14 protein-coding genes are annotated in these 18,385 nt (G+C 65.1%); 6 read left to right on the plus strand and 8 right to left on the minus strand.

Annotation, left to right across the window (positions count from 1 at the left end):
- Window positions 1–8 precede the first annotated feature (8 nt).
- From NKH04_RS00790 to NKH04_RS00825, 8 genes are all read right to left on the minus strand, one after another.
- The gene (locus NKH04_RS00790; RefSeq protein ID WP_353031044.1) at window positions 9–629 is read right to left on the minus strand and encodes a LysE family translocator; all 621 of its coding nucleotides are present in this window, start codon (window positions 627–629) and stop codon (window positions 9–11) included.
- 109 nt (window positions 630–738) lie between these two features.
- The gene (locus NKH04_RS00795) at window positions 739–1,416 is read right to left on the minus strand and encodes a hypothetical protein (RefSeq protein ID WP_353022877.1); all 678 of its coding nucleotides are present in this window, start codon (window positions 1,414–1,416) and stop codon (window positions 739–741) included.
- Window positions 1,417–1,684: 268 nt separating this feature from the next.
- On the minus strand, window positions 1,685–4,369 hold the full coding sequence (locus NKH04_RS00800) for an ATP-binding protein (RefSeq protein ID WP_353043930.1): 2,685 nt from the start codon (window positions 4,367–4,369) through the stop codon (window positions 1,685–1,687).
- 257 nt (window positions 4,370–4,626) lie between these two features.
- Window positions 4,627–6,216 (minus strand): indolepyruvate oxidoreductase subunit beta family protein, encoded by a 1,590-nt coding sequence (locus NKH04_RS00805; protein ID WP_353043931.1) that lies wholly within the window; start codon window positions 6,214–6,216, stop codon window positions 4,627–4,629.
- Window positions 6,209–8,362: a thiamine pyrophosphate-dependent enzyme gene (locus NKH04_RS00810; RefSeq protein ID WP_352681303.1), complete on the minus strand. Its 2,154-nt coding sequence runs from the start codon at window positions 8,360–8,362 to the stop codon at window positions 6,209–6,211. Before NKH04_RS00810 ends, NKH04_RS00805 begins: the two co-directional genes overlap by 8 nt.
- Before the next feature lie 42 nt (window positions 8,363–8,404).
- Window positions 8,405–8,884 carry a MarR family winged helix-turn-helix transcriptional regulator gene (locus NKH04_RS00815; RefSeq protein WP_353022871.1) on the minus strand — a complete coding sequence of 160 codons (480 nt, stop codon included), beginning with the start codon at window positions 8,882–8,884 and terminating at the stop codon, window positions 8,405–8,407.
- Window positions 8,884–10,455, minus strand: coding sequence for a phytoene desaturase family protein (locus NKH04_RS00820; RefSeq protein WP_352501691.1), 1,572 nt, complete (start codon window positions 10,453–10,455; stop codon window positions 8,884–8,886). The genes NKH04_RS00815 and NKH04_RS00820 overlap by 1 nt, the downstream gene beginning before the upstream one ends.
- Before the next feature lie 131 nt (window positions 10,456–10,586).
- Complete coding sequence (locus NKH04_RS00825; RefSeq protein ID WP_353043932.1) at window positions 10,587–11,378, minus strand: cyclase family protein; 792 nt, start codon at window positions 11,376–11,378, stop codon at window positions 10,587–10,589.
- A gap of 117 nt (window positions 11,379–11,495) precedes the next feature.
- Here NKH04_RS00825 and NKH04_RS00830 point away from each other — a divergent pair, with 117 nt between their 5' ends.
- The 6 genes from NKH04_RS00830 to NKH04_RS00855 all read left to right on the plus strand — a co-directional run bounded on the left by NKH04_RS00830 (window position 11,496) and on the right by NKH04_RS00855 (window position 18,333).
- On the plus strand, window positions 11,496–13,070 hold the full coding sequence (locus NKH04_RS00830) for a phytoene desaturase family protein (protein WP_353043933.1): 1,575 nt from the start codon (window positions 11,496–11,498) through the stop codon (window positions 13,068–13,070).
- 107 nt (window positions 13,071–13,177) lie between these two features.
- Window positions 13,178–14,704 carry an ABC transporter substrate-binding protein gene (locus tag NKH04_RS00835; RefSeq protein WP_352540478.1) on the plus strand — a complete coding sequence of 509 codons (1,527 nt, stop codon included), beginning with the start codon at window positions 13,178–13,180 and terminating at the stop codon, window positions 14,702–14,704.
- Between the two features lie 70 nt (window positions 14,705–14,774).
- Window positions 14,775–15,782 carry an ABC transporter permease gene (locus NKH04_RS00840; RefSeq protein WP_352769213.1) on the plus strand — a complete coding sequence of 336 codons (1,008 nt, stop codon included), beginning with the start codon at window positions 14,775–14,777 and terminating at the stop codon, window positions 15,780–15,782.
- The gene (locus NKH04_RS00845; RefSeq protein ID WP_352470013.1) at window positions 15,775–16,623 is read left to right on the plus strand and encodes an ABC transporter permease; all 849 of its coding nucleotides are present in this window, start codon (window positions 15,775–15,777) and stop codon (window positions 16,621–16,623) included. Before NKH04_RS00840 ends, NKH04_RS00845 begins: the two co-directional genes overlap by 8 nt.
- Window positions 16,620–17,510 (plus strand): ABC transporter ATP-binding protein, encoded by an 891-nt coding sequence (locus tag NKH04_RS00850; RefSeq protein WP_353022867.1) that lies wholly within the window; start codon window positions 16,620–16,622, stop codon window positions 17,508–17,510. The genes NKH04_RS00845 and NKH04_RS00850 overlap by 4 nt, the downstream gene beginning before the upstream one ends.
- A complete protein-coding gene (locus tag NKH04_RS00855) occupies window positions 17,503–18,333 on the plus strand; it encodes an ATP-binding cassette domain-containing protein (RefSeq protein WP_353043934.1) in 831 nt (276 codons plus the stop codon). The genes NKH04_RS00850 and NKH04_RS00855 overlap by 8 nt, the downstream gene beginning before the upstream one ends.
- Window positions 18,334–18,385: the final 52 nt, after the last annotated feature.

Here is an 18,385-nt window from a genome sequence, read left to right on the forward strand (position 1 = left end):
ACCAGCGCTCAGCCGAGTGGAAAAGCTGACGCCGCCGAGACGAGGGCGAGCATTGCCAGCACGATCCCCGCCGCCCGACAGATGGCGCGATGATGCCGCACCGCGGCAGCGCGCACGAGCGGACGCGAAAGCGCGACGGCCAGGAATCCGTACCAGCCTATGTCGATGATGGCGACGATGGCCGCGACCATCAGCATCTCGTTCGAGGTCCGGATCGGCAGCATCAGCCCCATGAAGGCGACGGCGAAGAAAGTGGCGGTTTCAGGCGAGAGAATGCTGATGAGAAACCCTCCGGCAAACAATCCGGCCTGCCGAGGCGCTTCGCCGATGGCCGGCGGCGCCGTTCTGGCGATGCGCAGGGCCATCCAGCCAAGGACGGCCGCACCGGCGATCTTGACCGCCGGCACCGACAGCGACCCGGAAAGATGAACGGCGCCAAACGCCACCAGGACCGCCAGCACGGCGGTGCCGGCGCCGATCCCGGCCACCAGCGGGATCGTCCTGCCAAAGCCGTGCAAGGAGGCAAGGCTGCCGGTCGCGAGGCCAATAGGGCCTGGCGTGATCATGATCACCGTATATGCCGCCAGGAATTGCAGCATCGCCGTCGACAGAATAAGCGAACTTGACATGCCAGTCTCCCGTTTGCTGCGCCGGTTACAGATTAGAGAAGAATCACCGTCGCGCTCCCACTCCCTATTTCTCACCATGCGACGCTAAAATGCTTAGATGTTTTCGGATTTACTTTCCAAATAGAAGAATATCCCCGCGCGCCCAAAGCAGGTAACAGACGAGAAGCGTCGCAGGCATTGCGAGAGCCTGGATCTGATCGGTGCGAGCGTCAGCAATGACGCGGGCGACTTCGGTCGCGGTGACGATGATTGCCGGAAAGCGGCTGAGCAGTACCGAAAGGCGGAAGAGCTCCGGCACTTTAAGGCCGAAGAGCACCACACCATGCGCGCCGAGCCTGAAGGCGCTGCCGAACTTGCCCACGGCATGGAGCAACCCCGATGTCACGACCAGGATTGGATTGCCGACGAGCAGCAGACTTGACCCGAGCACCAATGACCCGGTGCCGGACAGAAAATCTGCGCGCTGTATTGCCGACGGGTCGAGATGTCCGTTGCTGAGGGCGCGATGATACTCCTCGCCGCTGCGCAAGAAGATGGCGCTCGCCACCAGCAGCGCCAGTGAGTTCCAGCCGCCGGCGAGGTCGTGGCCGAAAATTAGAGGCGCGGCGAAAGTGCTGCTCGCCTCGGTTAACGCCAGCCGAATCTGCATGAACATGGCCATGCCGAGGCCCAGCACATTGCCGGCAATATAACAGCCTCCGGGTCCTGAAAGCCGCACCGCGACCGCTTGTGCCAATCGTTGTCCTGGCCAGCGCCGCTGGGCATCCGCTTTTTCGCTTGCCGACATCGCCCCTGCTCCTGGTACGATCCGCCCCAGCGACGGACGCCGGCGGCGGCCCCCGTTCCGCCGCCGTTGCCCGCCTTCTCCCCCGGATCGTGAAGGCGTCGTGGTGTTGGGAGGTCCATCCACGCTGCGAGCAGAAGCCTACGCGGAGCGGCGGGCGTGCAAATCGGTACCGCCACCCATTTTTAGGCGGTCGATTTCCCAGTTTTCGCGGAAATTTTGCTGCGGGAACTACCCAGAGCCTGTTCCATCCCGACAGAATCGGCTGGAATCATGATCCAGTCTGGTGCGGTTCCAGCGGATGGGTGCCCGTCAGCAGCCACGGCTCGCCGCGCAGGCGCAGGAGGATTTCCATGCGGTTTGCGGCATTGAGCTTGCCGAGCAGCGAGGAGACGTGATGCTCGATCGTGCGGGGCGAGCGCGACAAATGTCGCGCGACCTCCTTGTTGCTGATGCCCTGGGCGATCAGGGCGAGCACCTTCTGCTCGTGCCGTGTCAGGCCGAGCGGATGGCGGCGGGCTGCCGCATAGGGTCCGCGCTGCACCTTCGGCAGCAGGCCTGACAGGCCCTGACGCTGCGCAAGCTTGCGCGCGAGCGCCGCGGCCGCGGGCGCGTCGATCTGGTCGAGCATCGCCACGGCGCGAGCGAGCGCCGCCCCCGCATCCGCCCCACGAACCTGCATGAGGGAAAGCGCTGCCTCGTAGGGCAGCGACAAACGCGTCCACTCCGCCGCGGCGGCCTGCGGATCGCCGAGAAGCTCGGCGGACCAGGGCGAGGGAATCGGCGCCGATTGCGCCGGCAGCGACCCGGGCATTCCGCATCGACGCCACCAGACCGACAATTCGCCAAGGTCCCGGGGGCGGAAATTGTCGAGGTTCATAGCCGCCAGCTCGGTAAGCTGCGCGTGGCTGGCGCCGACATCCTCGGCAAGCCAGGCCGCCTCCGCCAGCGCCAGGCGAACCGGGACGATACGCTGCGGCTCGCCGGTCGTCTGGCCCTCCACAAGCGCGCGCTGCAAAAGGTCGACGCCGTCGGTCTCGCCCAGCCTTACGCGGACCGTGCCAAGCACGGTGAGCGCCGGCAAGTGCATCACCATCGGCAGGCGTTCCACATTCATGACGCCCTGAGCGATGGTTGCGGCCTCGCGAAACCGGCCCTGTTCCATGCAAAGCTGCGCCTGCCGGCCGAGCAGGTATTGCGCCGCCGAATCGAGGTCGTGCCTGGTGCAGAATGCGATGCCTTCGGCCAGCAGCCGCTCCGCCAGCTCGAAGTCCTTGGCCACCACCGCGCATTCCGCAAAGTTCGTATAGGCCCGCGCCGCATGGTCGTGGAGCCCGTGCTCGAGCGCCAGGGCAAGGCTTTCCTCCAGCCGCTCAACGCCGCCGGGGCGGTTGGCAAACATGAGCGCGGTTCCGACATTGTTGAGGGCGTGAACACGCGTCTCGACCTCGCCCAGCCGATCGGCCAGACTGATCGCGCGCTCGCCCCATTCGATCGCCTCATCGAAACGATAGTGCAGCATGTGGAGCTGCGAGCGCGTGCTGTAGGCCATTGCCACCTCGGGACCGGGCGGCAGGCTTTCCACCTCACGCACGGCCTGGTCCGCATATTCCTCCGCCTGCGGGCCTTCGCCGCGCCGCCAGTGCAGCCGCGACAGCCAGCGTAGATTAAGGCCTACCTTGTCGATCCGGCCCAGCTGCCGCCAGATAGCGATGGCGCGATGCCGGGCCTCGATGATGGCGTCATAGACAAGCAGCGCCAACCCGGCCTCGTATGCCCAGTCCTCATGGAGCTGCGCGGCCAGCTCCGGCGGGGCCTGGTCGACATATCTGAGTGCGGTCGCCAGATGCGAGGCCGCCTCCCGATGCGCCCCCAGGCGCGCGGCTTGGCTGGCGGCGAGCGGCGCAAGTTCGAGCACGCGTTCGCCATTGTCGGCGCCGCCGGCGTGGTGCACGCGGCGCGAAAGCAGAGCGCTTGCCTGCGAGGCCGGAACTTCCGAGAGTGCCGCTTCGACCTTCGCATGGAGCGAGCGTTGCACAGAGGGGGAGAGCCGGTCGAGCGTCGCTTCCCTGGCAAGCTCGTGACGAAATGTCAGCGCGCCCTGGTCGTCCCGCCGCAGCAATCCGCGCACGACACATCGATCGACGAGCACTTCGGCCTCGGCCCCGAGAAGGGCCCGGATCAGCCACGGCTCAACGCTGCCCGGCATGATGCTCATGACCTCCAGGACGTCGCGCTCTCCAGGCGTCAGGCGCGACAGGCGCGACCACACCGCGTCGCGTATGGAATCGGGCACACGCGCCGATTCGGTCTCGCTGCTGGACAGGAGCTCGGTAACGAAGAAGGGATTGCCCTCGGTAATGCGATAAAGCCCGTCGGCGGAACGGCCGGCCTGTTCGGCCAGCATTGTCACCGCCTGGGGAGACAGCGGTCTAAGCGTCACGCGGCGTACGGAGGCGGCGGGAAGATCGCCGAGCACGTGGGTCAGCGGGTGATCGGCGTTCAAATCCTCTCTGCGCATGCTCAGCACCAGCATGGTGCGGAGCAGAGAGACGCGGCGCCCGAGATATCTTACGAGGTCGAGCGTCGCATTGTCCGCCCAATGCATGTCCTCGAAGATGAGCACGGTCGTGCCCTTGGCGCGCTGCAGCGCATTCAGCAATGCCGGGAAAAGCCGCTCCGGCGCAGCGGTCTCCTCAAGCAGCGCCGCCACGCGCGGGTCGAGCAAGTGGGCCATGTCCTGGAGAGGGCCCAATGGGCGTGGCGTGATGAGCGCCTCGCACCAGCCCCACAGCACCCGGCAGTCCCGGTCGGCGTTTTCCGCGAATTCGCGCAGCAGAGAGGTCTTGCCCAGGCCCGCCTCGCCGTGCACCAGCACGGTCCCACCATGTCCGGCAGCAGCTCTCTCGGCCGCGGCCAACAAAGCTCCAAGTGGGTCCTCTCGCTCAAGCAGCATCAAGCCCGCGCCTCCAGAATATTGAAGGTACAACAGCAGGCAATGAGTGCAACACAGTCGTTTCACATGGCCGGGAATGTTTGGCAAATAGCCGCTCGGAACCGGGCGTCATTTGTCCTGGAGCAGATATGTTTGCCGCTGCCGTAGGCACGAAGGCCACAGAACAGGCAGACCGCCACGGCGGGCGTTGACAGCCCAGGCGAAGCGGACTGTAGTTCTGCGAAGCAACCACTGCCCCGAGCCTCGAAAAAGGCCGCTCACTTCACCGGATTGTCGCCCAGCGACGCCACAGTCTTCAGCGCGCCGTCGAGCATGTCGCCCTTTTCGTCCTTCAGCGCCGCTTCGCGCAGGCGCCGGATCCAGTCTGCGGCGTCCGGGCGGCCCTTGAGCTGGTCGAGCGCCGACAGCACCCGGTCGAATTTCGACTGGGCGCGGGCGTGGGTGTCGCTGTAACCCTTGATCAGCCGGCGGCAGTTGAGGATCTCCGTACCAAGCGCGTAGTCCTGGCCGACTTGGCCCAGCGCCAGCGCATACCAGCGCTCGAGATGCGCGGTCTCGGCCTTGTGGCGCAGCAGGCGGCGGCGCCAGCGGCGCAGGCCGGCGATGAACCACAAAGCGGCAAAGCCGGCGAAACTGTCGGTGCGGATGCGGCGGCCGCGATTGATGCGGCGGTCGAGAAAGGCGGCGAGCTTCGGCCGGTCCTCGATGTAGCTGCCGAGCCCGGCCGGCAGCGTGCCGCAGAATTCCTCGATGCGCGGATGGAAATATTCGGTCACCTGCAGGACCGAGCCGTCCCTGACGCCGACCTCGCGGCGTACGCGTCGGTCGCGGCTAGAGCGCGTCTTCAGGTCGGCGACGCGGATCATGTCGTCGTAGCACATGGCGTTGGCCAGATGCTTGGCGGCGGCGATCGACAGCGCGTAGGCGTGTTCGACATCGTCCAGCGCGACGGCCTTGTCGAGCCTATCGAGATACTCGCCGCCATAAGCAACGTCCTGATAGTCAACCACTTTTTTCAGGCCGCGAAGCGCCATGTCGCGGACCGGAGCCGGCAAAGCATCGACCCGGGCGGCCAGCGATTGCCAGCCTTTTAACAGGCTTTCCGGACCGCTGACTTTTGTCGTCGCGGCTAAGCCGGTTTCGGCGGCCGCCGGCCCTGCAGTCTTGTCGCCCGAAGGCGCACTCGCGATGCCGCGCGCCCGATCGTAGGCGGCGCCGAAGGCGGCTAGGCTGGCCTTGACACCACGGCCGCCGGCACTGACCGCCTGCTCATAGCTTTCGCGACTGAACGGCAAGGCGTCGGAGCCGGCCAGCGCGCCGAGCAGGCTGGCCGAGATCATCGAGCCATTGTCGGCGGCGATCTTCTCCATGTCGAAGGCAATGAAGCGCTTGGCCGCGGCTTCCGCCGTGGCATGCACCTTGGAGGACGAGGCGCGGCCGTCGCCGGGCTCGATCTTCTCCGAGACCGCGGCGATGCGGTGCGACGAGGCGATCAGCGTGGTGCGCTCGGGCGTGACGAAGCCGCGGATGATGGCGCGGCCGGCCTCCATCAGTTCGGCGGCAATCAGGATGTCGACGTCGCCCTGCGACGGCGACAGCGCGAAGACCGGCAGGCGGCCGGTGTCGCGGCACATTTCGACATAATAGATGGTGGCGCCGGTGCGCTGGGCAACGCCGGCAACGGAGGTCGATTGCGCGACGTAGCCGTTGCGCTCGGCGACGTCGGTGATCCAGTCGGCCAGCACGCCACCGCCCTGGCCGCCGACCGCCAGCACGGCAAGCTTGATGACGCGCTCGTCTTCGGGGGCGCCGGCTTTCGAGCGCGATGAGGGCACGGCGTCAAGCATCGGCGAATGTCAGGCGCCGGTTTTCACGGCGCCGCTGCAAGAGACCGATCATGGCGCGACGCGCGGCTTCAAGGAAACGGTCCCAGCGGCTCGGATTGTGGACGACATCGGCGCGGTAGAAGGACGGGCAGAGCACCGCCGCATCGGCGACCTCGCCGCAATTGCCGCAACCGACGCAGCTTTGGTCGATATGCGCCACCGGATCGTCGCGCAACGGATCGTCGAGCGACTTCACCGAAAGCGACGGACAGCCGGACAGCCGCATGCAGGCATGGTCGCCGGTGCAGATATCTTCGTCGACACCGAATTTCGGCTTGACTATGCGCGTCCCGCCCTTGATCGCCTTGTCGACCAGCGGCTTTTCGCGGCGCTGCCGGTTGAGCATGCATTCGGACGACGCGACAATGACTTTCGGGCCCTTCTCGTCCGTCGTCAGCGCCTCGCGCAGCGTGTCTTGCATTCTGGTTACGTCGTAGGTGCGGTCGATGTGGCGCAGCCATTTGACGCCCATGCCCTTCACCGCCTCGGTGATCGGGTGCTTGGTCGACTTGGTCTTGTTGCCGGCGCGGGACGACAGGATGTCCTGCCCTCCGGTCGCGGCCGAATAGAAATTGTCGACGATGACGATGACGCCGTCATTCTTGTTGAACACGGCATTGCCGACCGAGGAGGTCAGGCCGTTGTGCCAGAAGCCGCCGTCGCCGACGAAGGAGATCGAGCGGCGCTTGGCATCGGGCGAATTGAACGCCGAAGCCGAGGCCGGCCCCAGCCCGTAGCCCATGGTAGTGGCACCTAGCTCGAAAGGCGGCATGATCGAGAACAGATGGCAGCCAATGTCGGAGGCGATGTGGTGCTTGCCCAGCTCCTGCTCGACCAGCTTGGTGGCGGCGAAGATCGGCCGCTCCGGGCAGCCGACGCAGAAGCCGGGCGGCCGGCCCGGGACGACGTTGATCAGGTCGGCGGTGTCGAGCCCGTCGCCGATCTTGTTCGGCGCGCGGACCTCGCTTGGCAGCAGATGCGGGATGGTGGCACGCAGGAACGATCCGATGCCGTCGAGCATCACCTGGCCGGTATATTCGCCGGCCATAGGCAGATGTTCCTTGCCGACGAGCCTGGTGCCGCGGCCGGCCTTGTGCAGCATCGCGGCAAAGGCCTGTTCGATGTAGTTGGGCTGGCCTTCCTCGACGACGAGAACGGCGTCCTTGCCTTCGCAGAAGGACAGGAACTCGTCATCGACCAGCGGGTATACGGCGTTCAGCACATAGAGCGGCACGTCGGTGTCGCCATAAGTGTCGGCGAGGCCGAGCCGCTGCAGCGCCCGGATGACCGAATTGTACATGCCGCCCTGCATGACGATGCCGACCGAGCCATGCTCCGGGCCGAAAAACTCGTTGATCTTGTTGGCGCGGATGAAATCCACCGCCGCCGGCCAGCGTTTCTGCACCTTTTCCTTCTCGTGCAGGAAGGACGCGGGCGGCAGCACGATGCGGCCGGTGTCGCGGCGCGGCGCCTCGAGCGCATCGGCCACAGTCATTGCCGGGCGCTTGTTGTCCTTGGCGATGAAATGGCCGTGGACATGGCAGCAGCGAATACGGACCTGCAGCATGACCGGCGTGTTGGAAACCTCGGACAGCTCGAAGCCGTCCTCCACCGCCTTGACGATCGACGGCAGGTTCGGTCGCGGGTCGAGCAGCCAGACCTGGCTCTTCATGGCAAAGGCGTGGCTGCGCTCCTGCATGATCGAGGAGCCTTCGCCGTAATCCTCGCCGACGATAATCAATGCACCGCCGGTGACGCCGCCGGAAGCGAGATTGGCGAGCGCGTCGGAGGCGACATTGGTGCCGACCGTCGACTTGAAGGTCGCCGCGCCGCGGATAGGATAATGCACGGATGCCGCAAGCATAGCGGTGGCGGTCGCCTCCGAGGCGCTCGCCTCGAAATGCACGCCGAGCTCGCCCAGGATATCCTGCGCGTCGGCCAGCACGTCCATCAAATGGCTGATCGGCGCGCCCTGATAGCCGCCGACATAGCCTACGCCGCATTGCAGCAGCGCCTTGGTGATGGCGAGAATGCCTTCGCCGGAAAACTCCTCGCCGGCGCCGAGCCTGAGCTTTTCGACTTCCTTGGCAAAAGACCGTTCGGCCATTTTGGGCTCCTTCCGTTACCGCCCCGATGGCGGCGCGTAAGATCAGATGTCGTGCTTGCGAATGTTCTTCAGCATCTTCTGCAATGTCGCGATCAGCGCCGCGTATTCGGCATCCTCGACATCGTCGAACATTGCCTCGAAAGCGTCGTGCATGGCCGGCCAGGCGCGCGCGAACTCGGCGCGGCCATCGTCGGTCAGGAACACATGGCGGATACGGCTGTCGGTGACCCCCTGCTCGCGCCGCACAAACCCTTGCCCCTCCAGCGTGTCGAGCGTGCGGCTCAAGGTCGACTGCTCGATGACGGTATAGACCGAGAGATCGTTGACGGTGACGCCATCGGTGACCGACAACACGGCCAGCGTACGCACCTGCGGAATGGTCAGGCCCTGCTTGCGGAAATTGTCACGCAAGGTGGCGTTGTAGCGGCCCATGATGCGGTTCATCAGATAGGGCGCGAATTGCTGCAGGCCGATCTGGCCCAAAGTCGAGATGCGCTGGCGCTTTTCAACCTTCTGTTCCATCACAGCCTCCCCGCCAGGAGAAAGCCGGAGCCGCCGCCCAAGCCAGCACCCGGATGGGTCGAGGCACCGATGTGGTAGAGACCCCTGACCCCGGTGGCGTGATTGCGGCTCGTCTTGAACGGCCGCCACAGAAACGACTGGTCGATAGCCGAGGAACCGCCATAGGGGTCGCCGCCGACCAGATTGATGTTCATCGCTTCCAGGTCGGCCGGCGAACAGGCGCGGCGTGCGATGACGCTGTCCTTGAACCCATCGATATGGCTGGCAAGGATCGCTTCGGCGCGGTCGGCATAGGCTTCGCGCAGCGCCTCGGTCCAGCGACCGTCTGCCGGTGTTTGCAGTTTGCCGGCGGCATCGCCCTTGATATGCCGTGGCGCCTCGGGCAGTTGCAGCCACAGGACCGCCTTGCCGTCCGGGCAGCGCGATGGGTCGAGCGCGTGCGGCTGGCCGATGCACATGGTCGGCACCTCCGGCAGCATGCCGCGCACGGCTTCGTTGCAGGCCTTCGAGACGCCGTCGAGCCCCGGCGTCAGATGCAGCAGCGCGACCTTGTCCAGGCCCTCGCCGCGCCATGCCGGCGGCTTATCCAAGGCATAGTGGATCTGGAAATTGCCCTTGCCGTAGCGGTATTTTTGCGCTGCCTCGACGTCTGCTTTCGGCGCCGCGTCGCCGAGCAGCCGCTCGTAGAGCTGGGTCGGCGTGACCGAGCAGATGACGCTCTTGTTCACGTTGATCGTTTCGCCCGAAGCCAGCCGCACGCCGGCGGCGCGGCCTCCGCTTTGGACAATAGCCGCGACGTCGGCGCCGGTGCGGATTTCGCCGCCACGTTCCCTGATCAGGGCCTCGAAGGCGGCCAGCAGATTCCTGGCACCGCCCTTGACGATCGGCGCGCCGGCCGCCTCAAGCGCGAAGGCGATGACCTTGGCGATCTGGCCGGAGAACGCGTCCTCAGGCCCGAGGCCGGCATGCAGCACCCAGGGCGCCCACAGCGCGCGCATGGTTTCCGACTGATAGGTGCTTTCCAGCCAACCGCGCGCCGGCACCAGCGCGCTGCCGAGAAAGGCGGCAAGGCCACGCGGGCCGCGCCGCCAGGCTTCACCCGCCAGCAGCCTGGCCGTCGGGTAGGACCACAGGCTGCCACCGAGCAGTCCGAACAGCAGACCGGCGTTGCGCTCGATCTCGCCGACATCGTTTGCGTGCCGGTCGCCGTCGCCCGCGGCAAGCGCATTGATCGCCGCTACATTGGCGATACGGTCGGTGCGCAGGACGGCATGGCTGCCGTCCGGGCGCAGCACACCGGTCGGCGTGGAGCTGTTGCAAAACTCCAGGCCGTGCCGCGCCAGATCCTTGCCCAGCGCCGCATAGGCCGGCGAGGTGATGAACAGGACAAAGGTCGTCGCCATCACGTCGTGGATGAAGCCGGGCGCGGTGATTTCTTCGGTGCGCATGCAGCCGCCGATGCGGTCGTTGCGCTCGAGCACCAGCACCTTCGCCCCCTTGCCGCCAAGCATCGCCGAGCAGACCAGCGCGTTGATGCCGCTGCCGACGACGATGTGATCGGGAGCGCTCATCGATGCGTGCTCCTAGCAGAGATTGGCGCTCTACGGCGCCGTAGAGCCGCAGCTTTGCAAGGCTGCCGCTCCCACTCCGTCACCACCGTGCCACTTCCGCACATGATCTTCTCCCGAAGACCGCAGCTACCCTATTGCCTTGGCACCAACGCCAACGCACGGATCGGGCTGCCGGTGCCGTGCTCGATCTTGAGCGGCGCCGCGATCAGGATCGCGCCTTTCGGCGGCAGCCGGTCGAGGTTGCAAAGGCTGGCGAGACCGTAGCGGTTAACCTTGTGCATCAGGCTATGCGCCGGGAACGGCGGCTCCATTCCCCCTGCTTTTCCAGCATCCGTGCCGATCGTCTCGCTGCCCCAGCCCTTGATGTCCTTGCTAATCAGATACTGGATGGCTTCGGCGGTCGGGCCAGGCGTGTGCGGTCCGGTCTCATTGGCGTTGAGGAACTCGGCTTCCGAGCCGTTGCGCTTATACCAGTCGGTGCGCATCACCACCCACTCGCCGGGGTTGATAGCGCCATGTTCGGCTTCCCATGCCTTGATGTGATCGACGGTGAGCAGGAAATCGTGATCGGCTGCCGCTTGCTTGGAACAGTCGATGACGTTGACGGGTCCGACGAAGTTCTGCGCCGGAATGGTGTCGGTGGCGCCGTCCGGATAATCCTTGCCGGTGATCCAGTGGTTGGGCGCGTCGAAATGCGTGCCCGAATGCTCCCCGAGCTTGAGCCAGTTCCACGCCCACCACGGACCGTTCTTGTCATAGGCGGAGATGGCGTGGATCTCGATCTTCGGCGTGTCGACCGCCAGTTCCGGCGGCAGCTTGATCAGCGGTGTGTCGGGCCCGAGCGGCGCCGTCAGGTCGACCACCTGAATGGCGCCTGAAAGCAGCTGGCCGGCGACTTCGCCTAAAAGTTGTTGTGTGTCCATGGTCTCTGTTCCCTCTTTCTCGATGGTGCTGAAGGCTCTCGCGGCCCTTAATATCCTACTAGACGAAAACATATGCATCTGCAATTATCTTTAAGCATAAAGGAAATGGGACGGGGCGTGAGCGAGTTCGACGCCATATTTGTCGGGGCAGGCCACAACAGTCTGGCATGCGCCGCGCATCTGGCGCTCAAAGGCTGGAAAACCGCAGTTTTCGAGCGTAATGCAACGATCGGCGGCGCCGTTCAGACGCGCGAATTGACGCTTCCGGGCTTCCGGCACGATTTCGGCGCGATGAATCTCAGCCTGTTCGCCGGCTCGGCCTTTCACAAGAAATATGCAAATGAATTGAAAACCCACGGGCTGGAATTCGTGCCGGTGGCCGACTGTTTTGCCAGCGCCTTCCCCGACGGTCGCTGGTTCGGCGTCAGCAGCGACCTGGAAGTGACCGCCTCGCGCATGGCCGCTTTTTCCGACGCCGACGCACAGACATGGCGCCGTCTGGTTGCGGCATTCCCGGCGGAGGCCGAGCATCTGTTCCGGCTGCTGGGCTCGCCGATGAGCGGCCGTGCGCTCGCCGGCACCGCCTGGAACCTCTGGCGCAAGAAGGGTTTTGCCGGCGCGCTCGATACAGGTCGGTTGCTGCTTTCGTCACCCCGCGCCTGGCTCGAGGATACTTTCGAGTCACCGCATGTCAGGGCGACGCTGGCCACCTGGGGCATGCATCTCGATTTCGCGCCTGACATCGCCGGCGGCGCGGTGTTCCCTTACCTCGAATCCATGGCCAACCAGTGCTTCGGCATGGTGCTCGGCAGAGGCGGCGCCGACACGATTATCCGCGCTTTGTCGGGCATGCTCACGGCCGCCGGCGGCAAGATCGTCACTGGGGCTGATGTCGCCGAGATCACGGTTTCGGCCGGCAAAGCGACCGGCGTGCGGCTCACTTCCGGCGAGACCCACACCGCCACCAAGGCCGTCATCGCCGGTGTCGCGCCCAAGGCGCTGGCCGGGAAACTGTTGCCTAACGGATCCGGCGACACCGGCTTCGACACGGCCGTGAAAAAATTCCGCCACGCGCCGGGGACGTTGATGATCCATCTGGCGCTCGACGACCTGCCGGACTGGCGCGCCGGTGCCGAGCTTCGGCAGTTCGCCTATGTGCATCTGTCGCCGTCGCTCGATGCCATGTCCTGGACCTATCAGCAGGCGATGTCAGGGGTGCTGCCGGACGAACCGGTGCTGGTCGTCGGCCAGCCGACGGCCGTCGATCCCTCGCGCGCGCCGGACGGCAAGCACGTACTTTGGGTGCAGGTGCGCATGCTGCCAGCCGAGATTGCAGGCGATGCGGCGGGCACGATCGCGGTGGCTCACTGGGACGAGGCTAGGGAGCACTACGCCGAGCGCGTCCTCGACATTATCGAGCGCTATGCGCCCGGCCTTCGTCGGAAGATCCTCGGCCGCGCCGTGTTCTCGCCCATCGACCTCGAACGCGAGAACCCGAACCTTGTCGGCGGCGACCAGATCTGCGGCAGCCATCATCTGGCGCAGAATTTCCTGTTCCGGCCGGCGCGCGGTTACGCTGGCTGGAACACGCCGGTCGGCAATCTGCACCTGACCGGGGCGGCAACATGGCCCGGCGCCGGCACCGGGGCGGCGTCGGGCTTCATGCTCGCGCAACAACTTGGCGGGAGGTAGGCTCCATTTTTCATCTAGGGTGAAGGAGGACAAGGCGCGGTTGCCCAAGGAGCCTGAACCCACCGATTGACAACGACACCGCGCATAAAAGCAACAGGGGAACGACCATGACAATCAACAGACGAGAATTGCTCGGATATGGCGCGGCCGCACTTGGCGCCACGGCGCTCGGCCTGCCGCAAATCGCCAGGGCTGCCGGCGAACTGACCATCGCCTACAATGTCAATTTGCCGTCCTGGGACCCGACCACCGGGCCTTCAGCGGTCAACCCGACCATCCAGGGTCTGTACCAGTCGGTGTTCGACCAGTTCATCCCGCAGAAGCCGGATCTTTCTTTCGCGCCCGGCCTGCTCACCGAATGGGGCTGGAACGAGGGTCGCAGCAAGATCATGATGACGGTGCGCGAGGGCGTCACCTGGCATGACGGCTCGCCATTCACGGCCGAAGACGTGGTCTGGTCGCTGCAGCGGGCGGGCGATGAAAAAACCGGCAACCCGATCCAGTTCGTCTGGAAGAACGTCAACAACTTCAAGATCGACGGCGACAAGATCACCGGCGACGTCGTGCAATTCGACCCGGTGTATTTCAAGTGGATGTCGTTCCTGACCGGCTACATCATGCCGAAGGCCTATTACGAAAAGGTCGGCGCCGAGGGTTTTGAGAAAGCCCCGATCGGCACCGGGCCCTACATGGTCGACAAATTCGAGCGCAACGCCTTCCTGCGGCTCAAGGCCAACCCGAACTACTGGGGCAGCAAGCCGGCCTTCGAGAACGTAACCATCAAGTTCGTTACCGATGCGGCGAGCCGCGTCGCCGAGATCGAGTCCGGTTCCTCGCAGGTGACCCTCGAGGTCCCCTATGAGGAATATGACCGCCTGATCGCCAAGGATGGACTTGCCGGCTCATGCAAGAACGTTTCCGACATCGGCATGATCTTCTTCAACGACATCGACGTGATGCTGGACAAGAACGTGCGCCAGGCGGCGGTGATGGCGGTCGACAAAAAGCTTTTGGTCGACCGGCTGCTGCGCGGTTACGGCCAGCCCATCGATACGCTGGAGACGCCGGAATACGCGGCCTACGATGCGTCGATCAAGGTGGAGCACAATCCGGACAAGGCCAAGGAACTGCTGGCCGCCTCCGGCTATTCGCCGGAAAAGCCGGTCAAGTTCACGATACAGACGACGAAGGGCTTCAAGCCCAAGGATTACGAGATGATCCAGGCGATCGTCGGCATGTGGCGCAAGGTCGGCATCGAGGCGACGATCGAGGTCTACGAGATCGCCAAGCACTACGAGCTGCGCGCCGCCGACAAGCTGGCGCCGGCGGCCTTCTACAATTGGGGCAATGCCATCGGCGATCCCACCACGTCGACCGGCTTTGCCATGTATGGCCCGAGCCCGCATTCGGTGTGGGACAGCCAGGACCTGATCGACATGATCAACCCGCTGTGGGGCGAGAAGGACGAGGCCAAGCGCATTGCCGGCTGGAAGGCCGTCGACAAATATATCGCCGAACAGGCCTATGTGCTGCCGCTGATCCAGTATGCGCAGCCGATCGTGCATGCCAAGGGCGTCAATGTGGTGCAGCATGTGTCCGGCGCGCTGTTGCCGGCGCTGATGAGCCCGGCCTGAGATCAGCCCAGGACTAACGCGCGCCGTCTGCAACCACGGCGCGCCTTTTCCGCCAGGCATACAGGCGACCATGCTGCTGCAAAGATTCCTGATCCGTCTTCTGACCATGGCGATCACGCTGTTCGGCGTGGCGATCGTCGTCTTCATCGTCATCCGTGTCGCGCCGGGCGACCCGATCGCGATGATGCTGCCGCCCGGCGCGACCGATGCCGACATCGCTCGGCTGCGCGCGCTTTACGGGCTGGACAAGACCATCGTCCAGCAATTCTTCATCTGGCTGGCCGGTGTCGTCAGGGGCGATTTCGGCACGTCGATCTCACTGCGGCAGGACGTGCTTGGGCTGGTCTTCAATCGCCTCCCGGCGACGCTGGAACTCGCCATCGTCGCGCTTGTGATGGCGCTGGCGATCGGTGGCACGACGGCGATCCTCGGCGCGCGCGAACGCGGCACCGCGGTCGAAGCTGGCATCGACATCGCCAGCGGTGCGGCGCTCTCGATTCCCGATTTCCTGTGGGGTTTGGTGCTGATCCTTTTGTTTGGCGTGCTGGTGCCTATCTTCGACATTTCTGGCCGGGTGTCGCCGCAGCTCGACCTGCCCTTCGCCACGCAATTCTATCTGTTCGAAAGCATTGTACGGCTGCGCTTCGACCTGACCAGGGACCTGCTGGCACACATGCTGATGCCGGCGATTGCGCTGGCGCTGCCACTGGCCGCGATCATCTCGCAGCTGCTGAAACAGTCGCTGAAGGAAGTGCTCGACCTCGACTACGTCGTGCTGGCGCGGGTAAAGGGCTTTTCGGAAACGCAGGTCATCCTGCGCGAGGCGCTGAAGAACGCGGCCCTGCCGACGCTGACGCTGGTCGGCGTGCAGTTCACCTTCCTGATCGGCGGCACGGTCATCGTCGAACGACTGTTTTCCTATGAAGGTCTCGGCAACATGGCGATCGATGCCGTCATCAACCGCGACCTGCCGCTGATCCAGGGCATCGTGCTGGTCTTCGCGCTGCTGTTCGTGCTGATCAACCTTGTCGTCGACATGATGTACGCCCTGCTCAATCCGAGGCTGCGCCATGGATGAGGCCCGCATTTCGAGACATGGCTCGCGGGCACGCCTGTGGCTGGCCGGCGGCTGGCTGCTGATTGCGCTGCTGGCCGCGATTTTTGCGCCGTTGGTCGCACCGCAGGACCCGCTGGCGCAGGATTTGATGCTGGAGCGGCTGCCGCCTTTCTGGATTGATGGCGCCGAGCCCGGCTACTGGCTCGGCACCGACAGCCTCGGCCGCGATCTTCTGTCACGGCTGATCTTCGGTGCCCGCATCGCCTTCATCGTCGCCTTCGCGGCAGCCTTTGCCGCCTGCCTGGTCGGCTCGACGCTGGGGCTGGTCGCCGGCTATTTCGGCGGCTGGGCCGACCGCATCATCTCGCGCATCGTCGATGTCTGGATGGCGTTTCCGCCGGTGCTGTTCGCCATCCTGCTGGTCGCCGTGCTCGGCACGGGCTTAAGCTCAGTCATCATTGCCATTGCCGTCATCGACTGGACGCGCTTCTGCCGGGTGATCCGCGCCGAGACGATGGGCCAGTCGCGCATGGACTATGTCGAGAACGCCCGCATCGCCGGCTACGGCCGCATCGGCATCATGCTGCGCGAGGTGCTGCCCAATGTGGTGCCGTCGATCGTCGCGCTGCTGTCGCTGGAGATGGGCATTGCCGTGATCGTCGAGGCGATCCTGTCCTTCGTCAATCTGTCGATCTCGACGGATGACCCGACCTGGGGCGGCATCATCGCCGAGGGCCGCCTGTCGATCCATCAGGCCTGGTGGGTGCTGGTGTTCCCGCTGGTGACGCTGATCCTGACGGTGCTGTCGTTCAGCCAGTTTGGCGAGGGCCTCAGGGCACGTTTCGATCCGGTGCTGCGATGAACGCGCTGGCGAAACCCTGCCTCGACATCCGCAGCCTTAGCGCGGTGCTGCCTAATGGCTTGCGCGTGCTGCGCTCGGTGTCGTTCGCCGTCGAGCCCGGCGAGGTGCGCGCGCTGGTCGGCGAGAGCGGCGCCGGCAAGACGATGATCGGCAAGGCGGTGCTCGGCGTGCTGCCGCCGAGCGTGCGCATTGTCGAAGGCGACATGCTGCTTGAGGGCGAAGACCTCGGCAAGCTGCAGCCCAAGGCGCGGCGCACGCTGATCGGCGCGCGCACCGCGCTGATCCCGCAGGATCCGCTGACCGCGCTCAACCCGTCACGGCGAATCGGCCCGCAGATGACCGACCGGCTGGTGCGCATCCTCGGCTGGAGCGGTGAGAAGGCCGATACACGCATTCGCCAATTGCTGGACGAGGTGCAGATCCGCGACCCCGAGCGTGTCCTCAAATGCTATCCGCACGAGCTGTCCGGCGGCATGCGCCAGCGCGTGCTGATCGCCGCGGCGTTTGCGGCCGAACCAAGGCTGATCGTCGCCGACGAGCCGACTACGGCGCTCGACGTGACCGTGCAGAAGCAGATCCTGCGGCTGATCGCGCAGCTGCAGCGCGAGCACGGCACGGCGATCCTGTTCGTCACCCATGATCTCGGCGTCGTCGCCAAGATCAGCCAGAAAGTTTCGGTGCTCTATGCCGGCAAGGTGGTGGAGGAGGCCGAGACGGCTGCTCTCTTCGCTGCCCCGCAGCACCCCTACACGCGAGCTCTGATGGCCGCGACGCCACACTACACCGACCCCTTCGCCTCGCTGAAGCCGGTGGACGAGGCGGTGCTGGCCGGGCTTGCTTCGGAGATCGCCGCCGCCGACCAGGCCTGGAGTCGGCCGCATGGCTGAGCCGCTGTTTTCCGTGCGCGGGTTGAAGGTTGCGTTGCCCGATATGACGCGCAAGCCGCTGATTGGCCGGGCGCCGCTGGCCGAGATCCTGAAAGGGCTGGATTTCGACCTGCCAAGGGGATCGGTGACCGGCATCGTCGGCGAATCCGGCTCCGGCAAATCGACGCTTGGCCGCGCGTTGGTGCGGCTTCTGGAGCCGAGCGCCGGCAAGGTCATCTTCGACGGCCGCGACATCACACATCTGCCTGAGGCCGAGCTCCGGCCGCTGCGCCGCAATCTGCAGATGATCTTCCAGGATCCGATGTCGTCGCTCAACCCGCGCCGCACCATCTTCAGCATCATCGCAGCACCGCTCAAGCAGAACGGGCTTGGCGACAACCTCAGGGATCGTGTCGCGGAGGCGCTTCAGCGCGTCGGCCTGCCGCAAGGCTTCGCCAGCCGCTATCGTCATGAATTGTCGGGCGGCCAGCGCCAGCGCGTCGGCATTGCCCGCGCGCTGGCGCTGTCGCCGAAATTCGTGCTGGCCGACGAAATCGTCTCAGGCCTCGATGTGTCGACGCAGGCACAGATCCTGACGCTGCTGGAAAAACTCGCCGCCGGAATGGGCCTGACCGTTGCCTTCATCAGCCATGACCTGTCGGTGATCCGGCGGCTCTGCCGGCAAGTGATCGTCATGCGCGAAGGCGCGATCGTCGAAGCCAGCGCGACCGACGCTTTGTTCGAGCAGCCGCAGCAGGGCTACACGCGCGATCTGCTCGCCGCCATTCCGCTGCCCGAGATCGATGATGCCTGGCTACTTCCCGCCGCAAAGGCGCCGGCATGAAACACAATCCTATTCGCACGCTAAAGAGGGGGCCTCAGGCGTGCACCCGGCA

The sequence above is a fragment of the Mesorhizobium sp. M1365 genome, assembly GCF_040317865.1.
In the GTDB taxonomy this organism is placed as follows: domain Bacteria; phylum Pseudomonadota; class Alphaproteobacteria; order Rhizobiales; family Rhizobiaceae; genus Mesorhizobium.

Bases quoted from the DNA above. Each gene is read 5' to 3' on its own strand.
- NKH04_RS00790 (WP_353031044.1), bottom strand. From the start codon at position 629: ATGTCAAGTTCGCTTATTCTGTCGACGGCGATGCTGCAATTCCTGGCG.
- NKH04_RS00795 (WP_353022877.1), bottom strand. From the start codon at position 1,416: ATGTCGGCAAGCGAAAAAGCGGATGCCCAGCGGCGCTGGCCAGGACAA.
- NKH04_RS00800 (WP_353043930.1), bottom strand. From the start codon at position 4,369: ATGCTGCTTGAGCGAGAGGACCCACTTGGAGCTTTGTTGGCCGCGGCC.
- NKH04_RS00805 (WP_353043931.1), bottom strand. From the start codon at position 6,216: ATGCTTGACGCCGTGCCCTCATCGCGCTCGAAAGCCGGCGCCCCCGAA.
- NKH04_RS00810 (WP_352681303.1), bottom strand. From the start codon at position 8,362: ATGGCCGAACGGTCTTTTGCCAAGGAAGTCGAAAAGCTCAGGCTCGGC.
- NKH04_RS00815 (WP_353022871.1), bottom strand. From the start codon at position 8,884: ATGGAACAGAAGGTTGAAAAGCGCCAGCGCATCTCGACTTTGGGCCAG.
- NKH04_RS00820 (WP_352501691.1), bottom strand. From the start codon at position 10,455: ATGAGCGCTCCCGATCACATCGTCGTCGGCAGCGGCATCAACGCGCTG.
- NKH04_RS00825 (WP_353043932.1), bottom strand. From the start codon at position 11,378: ATGGACACACAACAACTTTTAGGCGAAGTCGCCGGCCAGCTGCTTTCA.
- NKH04_RS00835 (WP_352540478.1), top strand. From the start codon at position 13,178: ATGACAATCAACAGACGAGAATTGCTCGGATATGGCGCGGCCGCACTT.
- NKH04_RS00840 (WP_352769213.1), top strand. From the start codon at position 14,775: ATGCTGCTGCAAAGATTCCTGATCCGTCTTCTGACCATGGCGATCACG.
- NKH04_RS00845 (WP_352470013.1), top strand. From the start codon at position 15,775: ATGGATGAGGCCCGCATTTCGAGACATGGCTCGCGGGCACGCCTGTGG.
- NKH04_RS00850 (WP_353022867.1), top strand. From the start codon at position 16,620: ATGAACGCGCTGGCGAAACCCTGCCTCGACATCCGCAGCCTTAGCGCG.
- NKH04_RS00855 (WP_353043934.1), top strand. From the start codon at position 17,503: ATGGCTGAGCCGCTGTTTTCCGTGCGCGGGTTGAAGGTTGCGTTGCCC.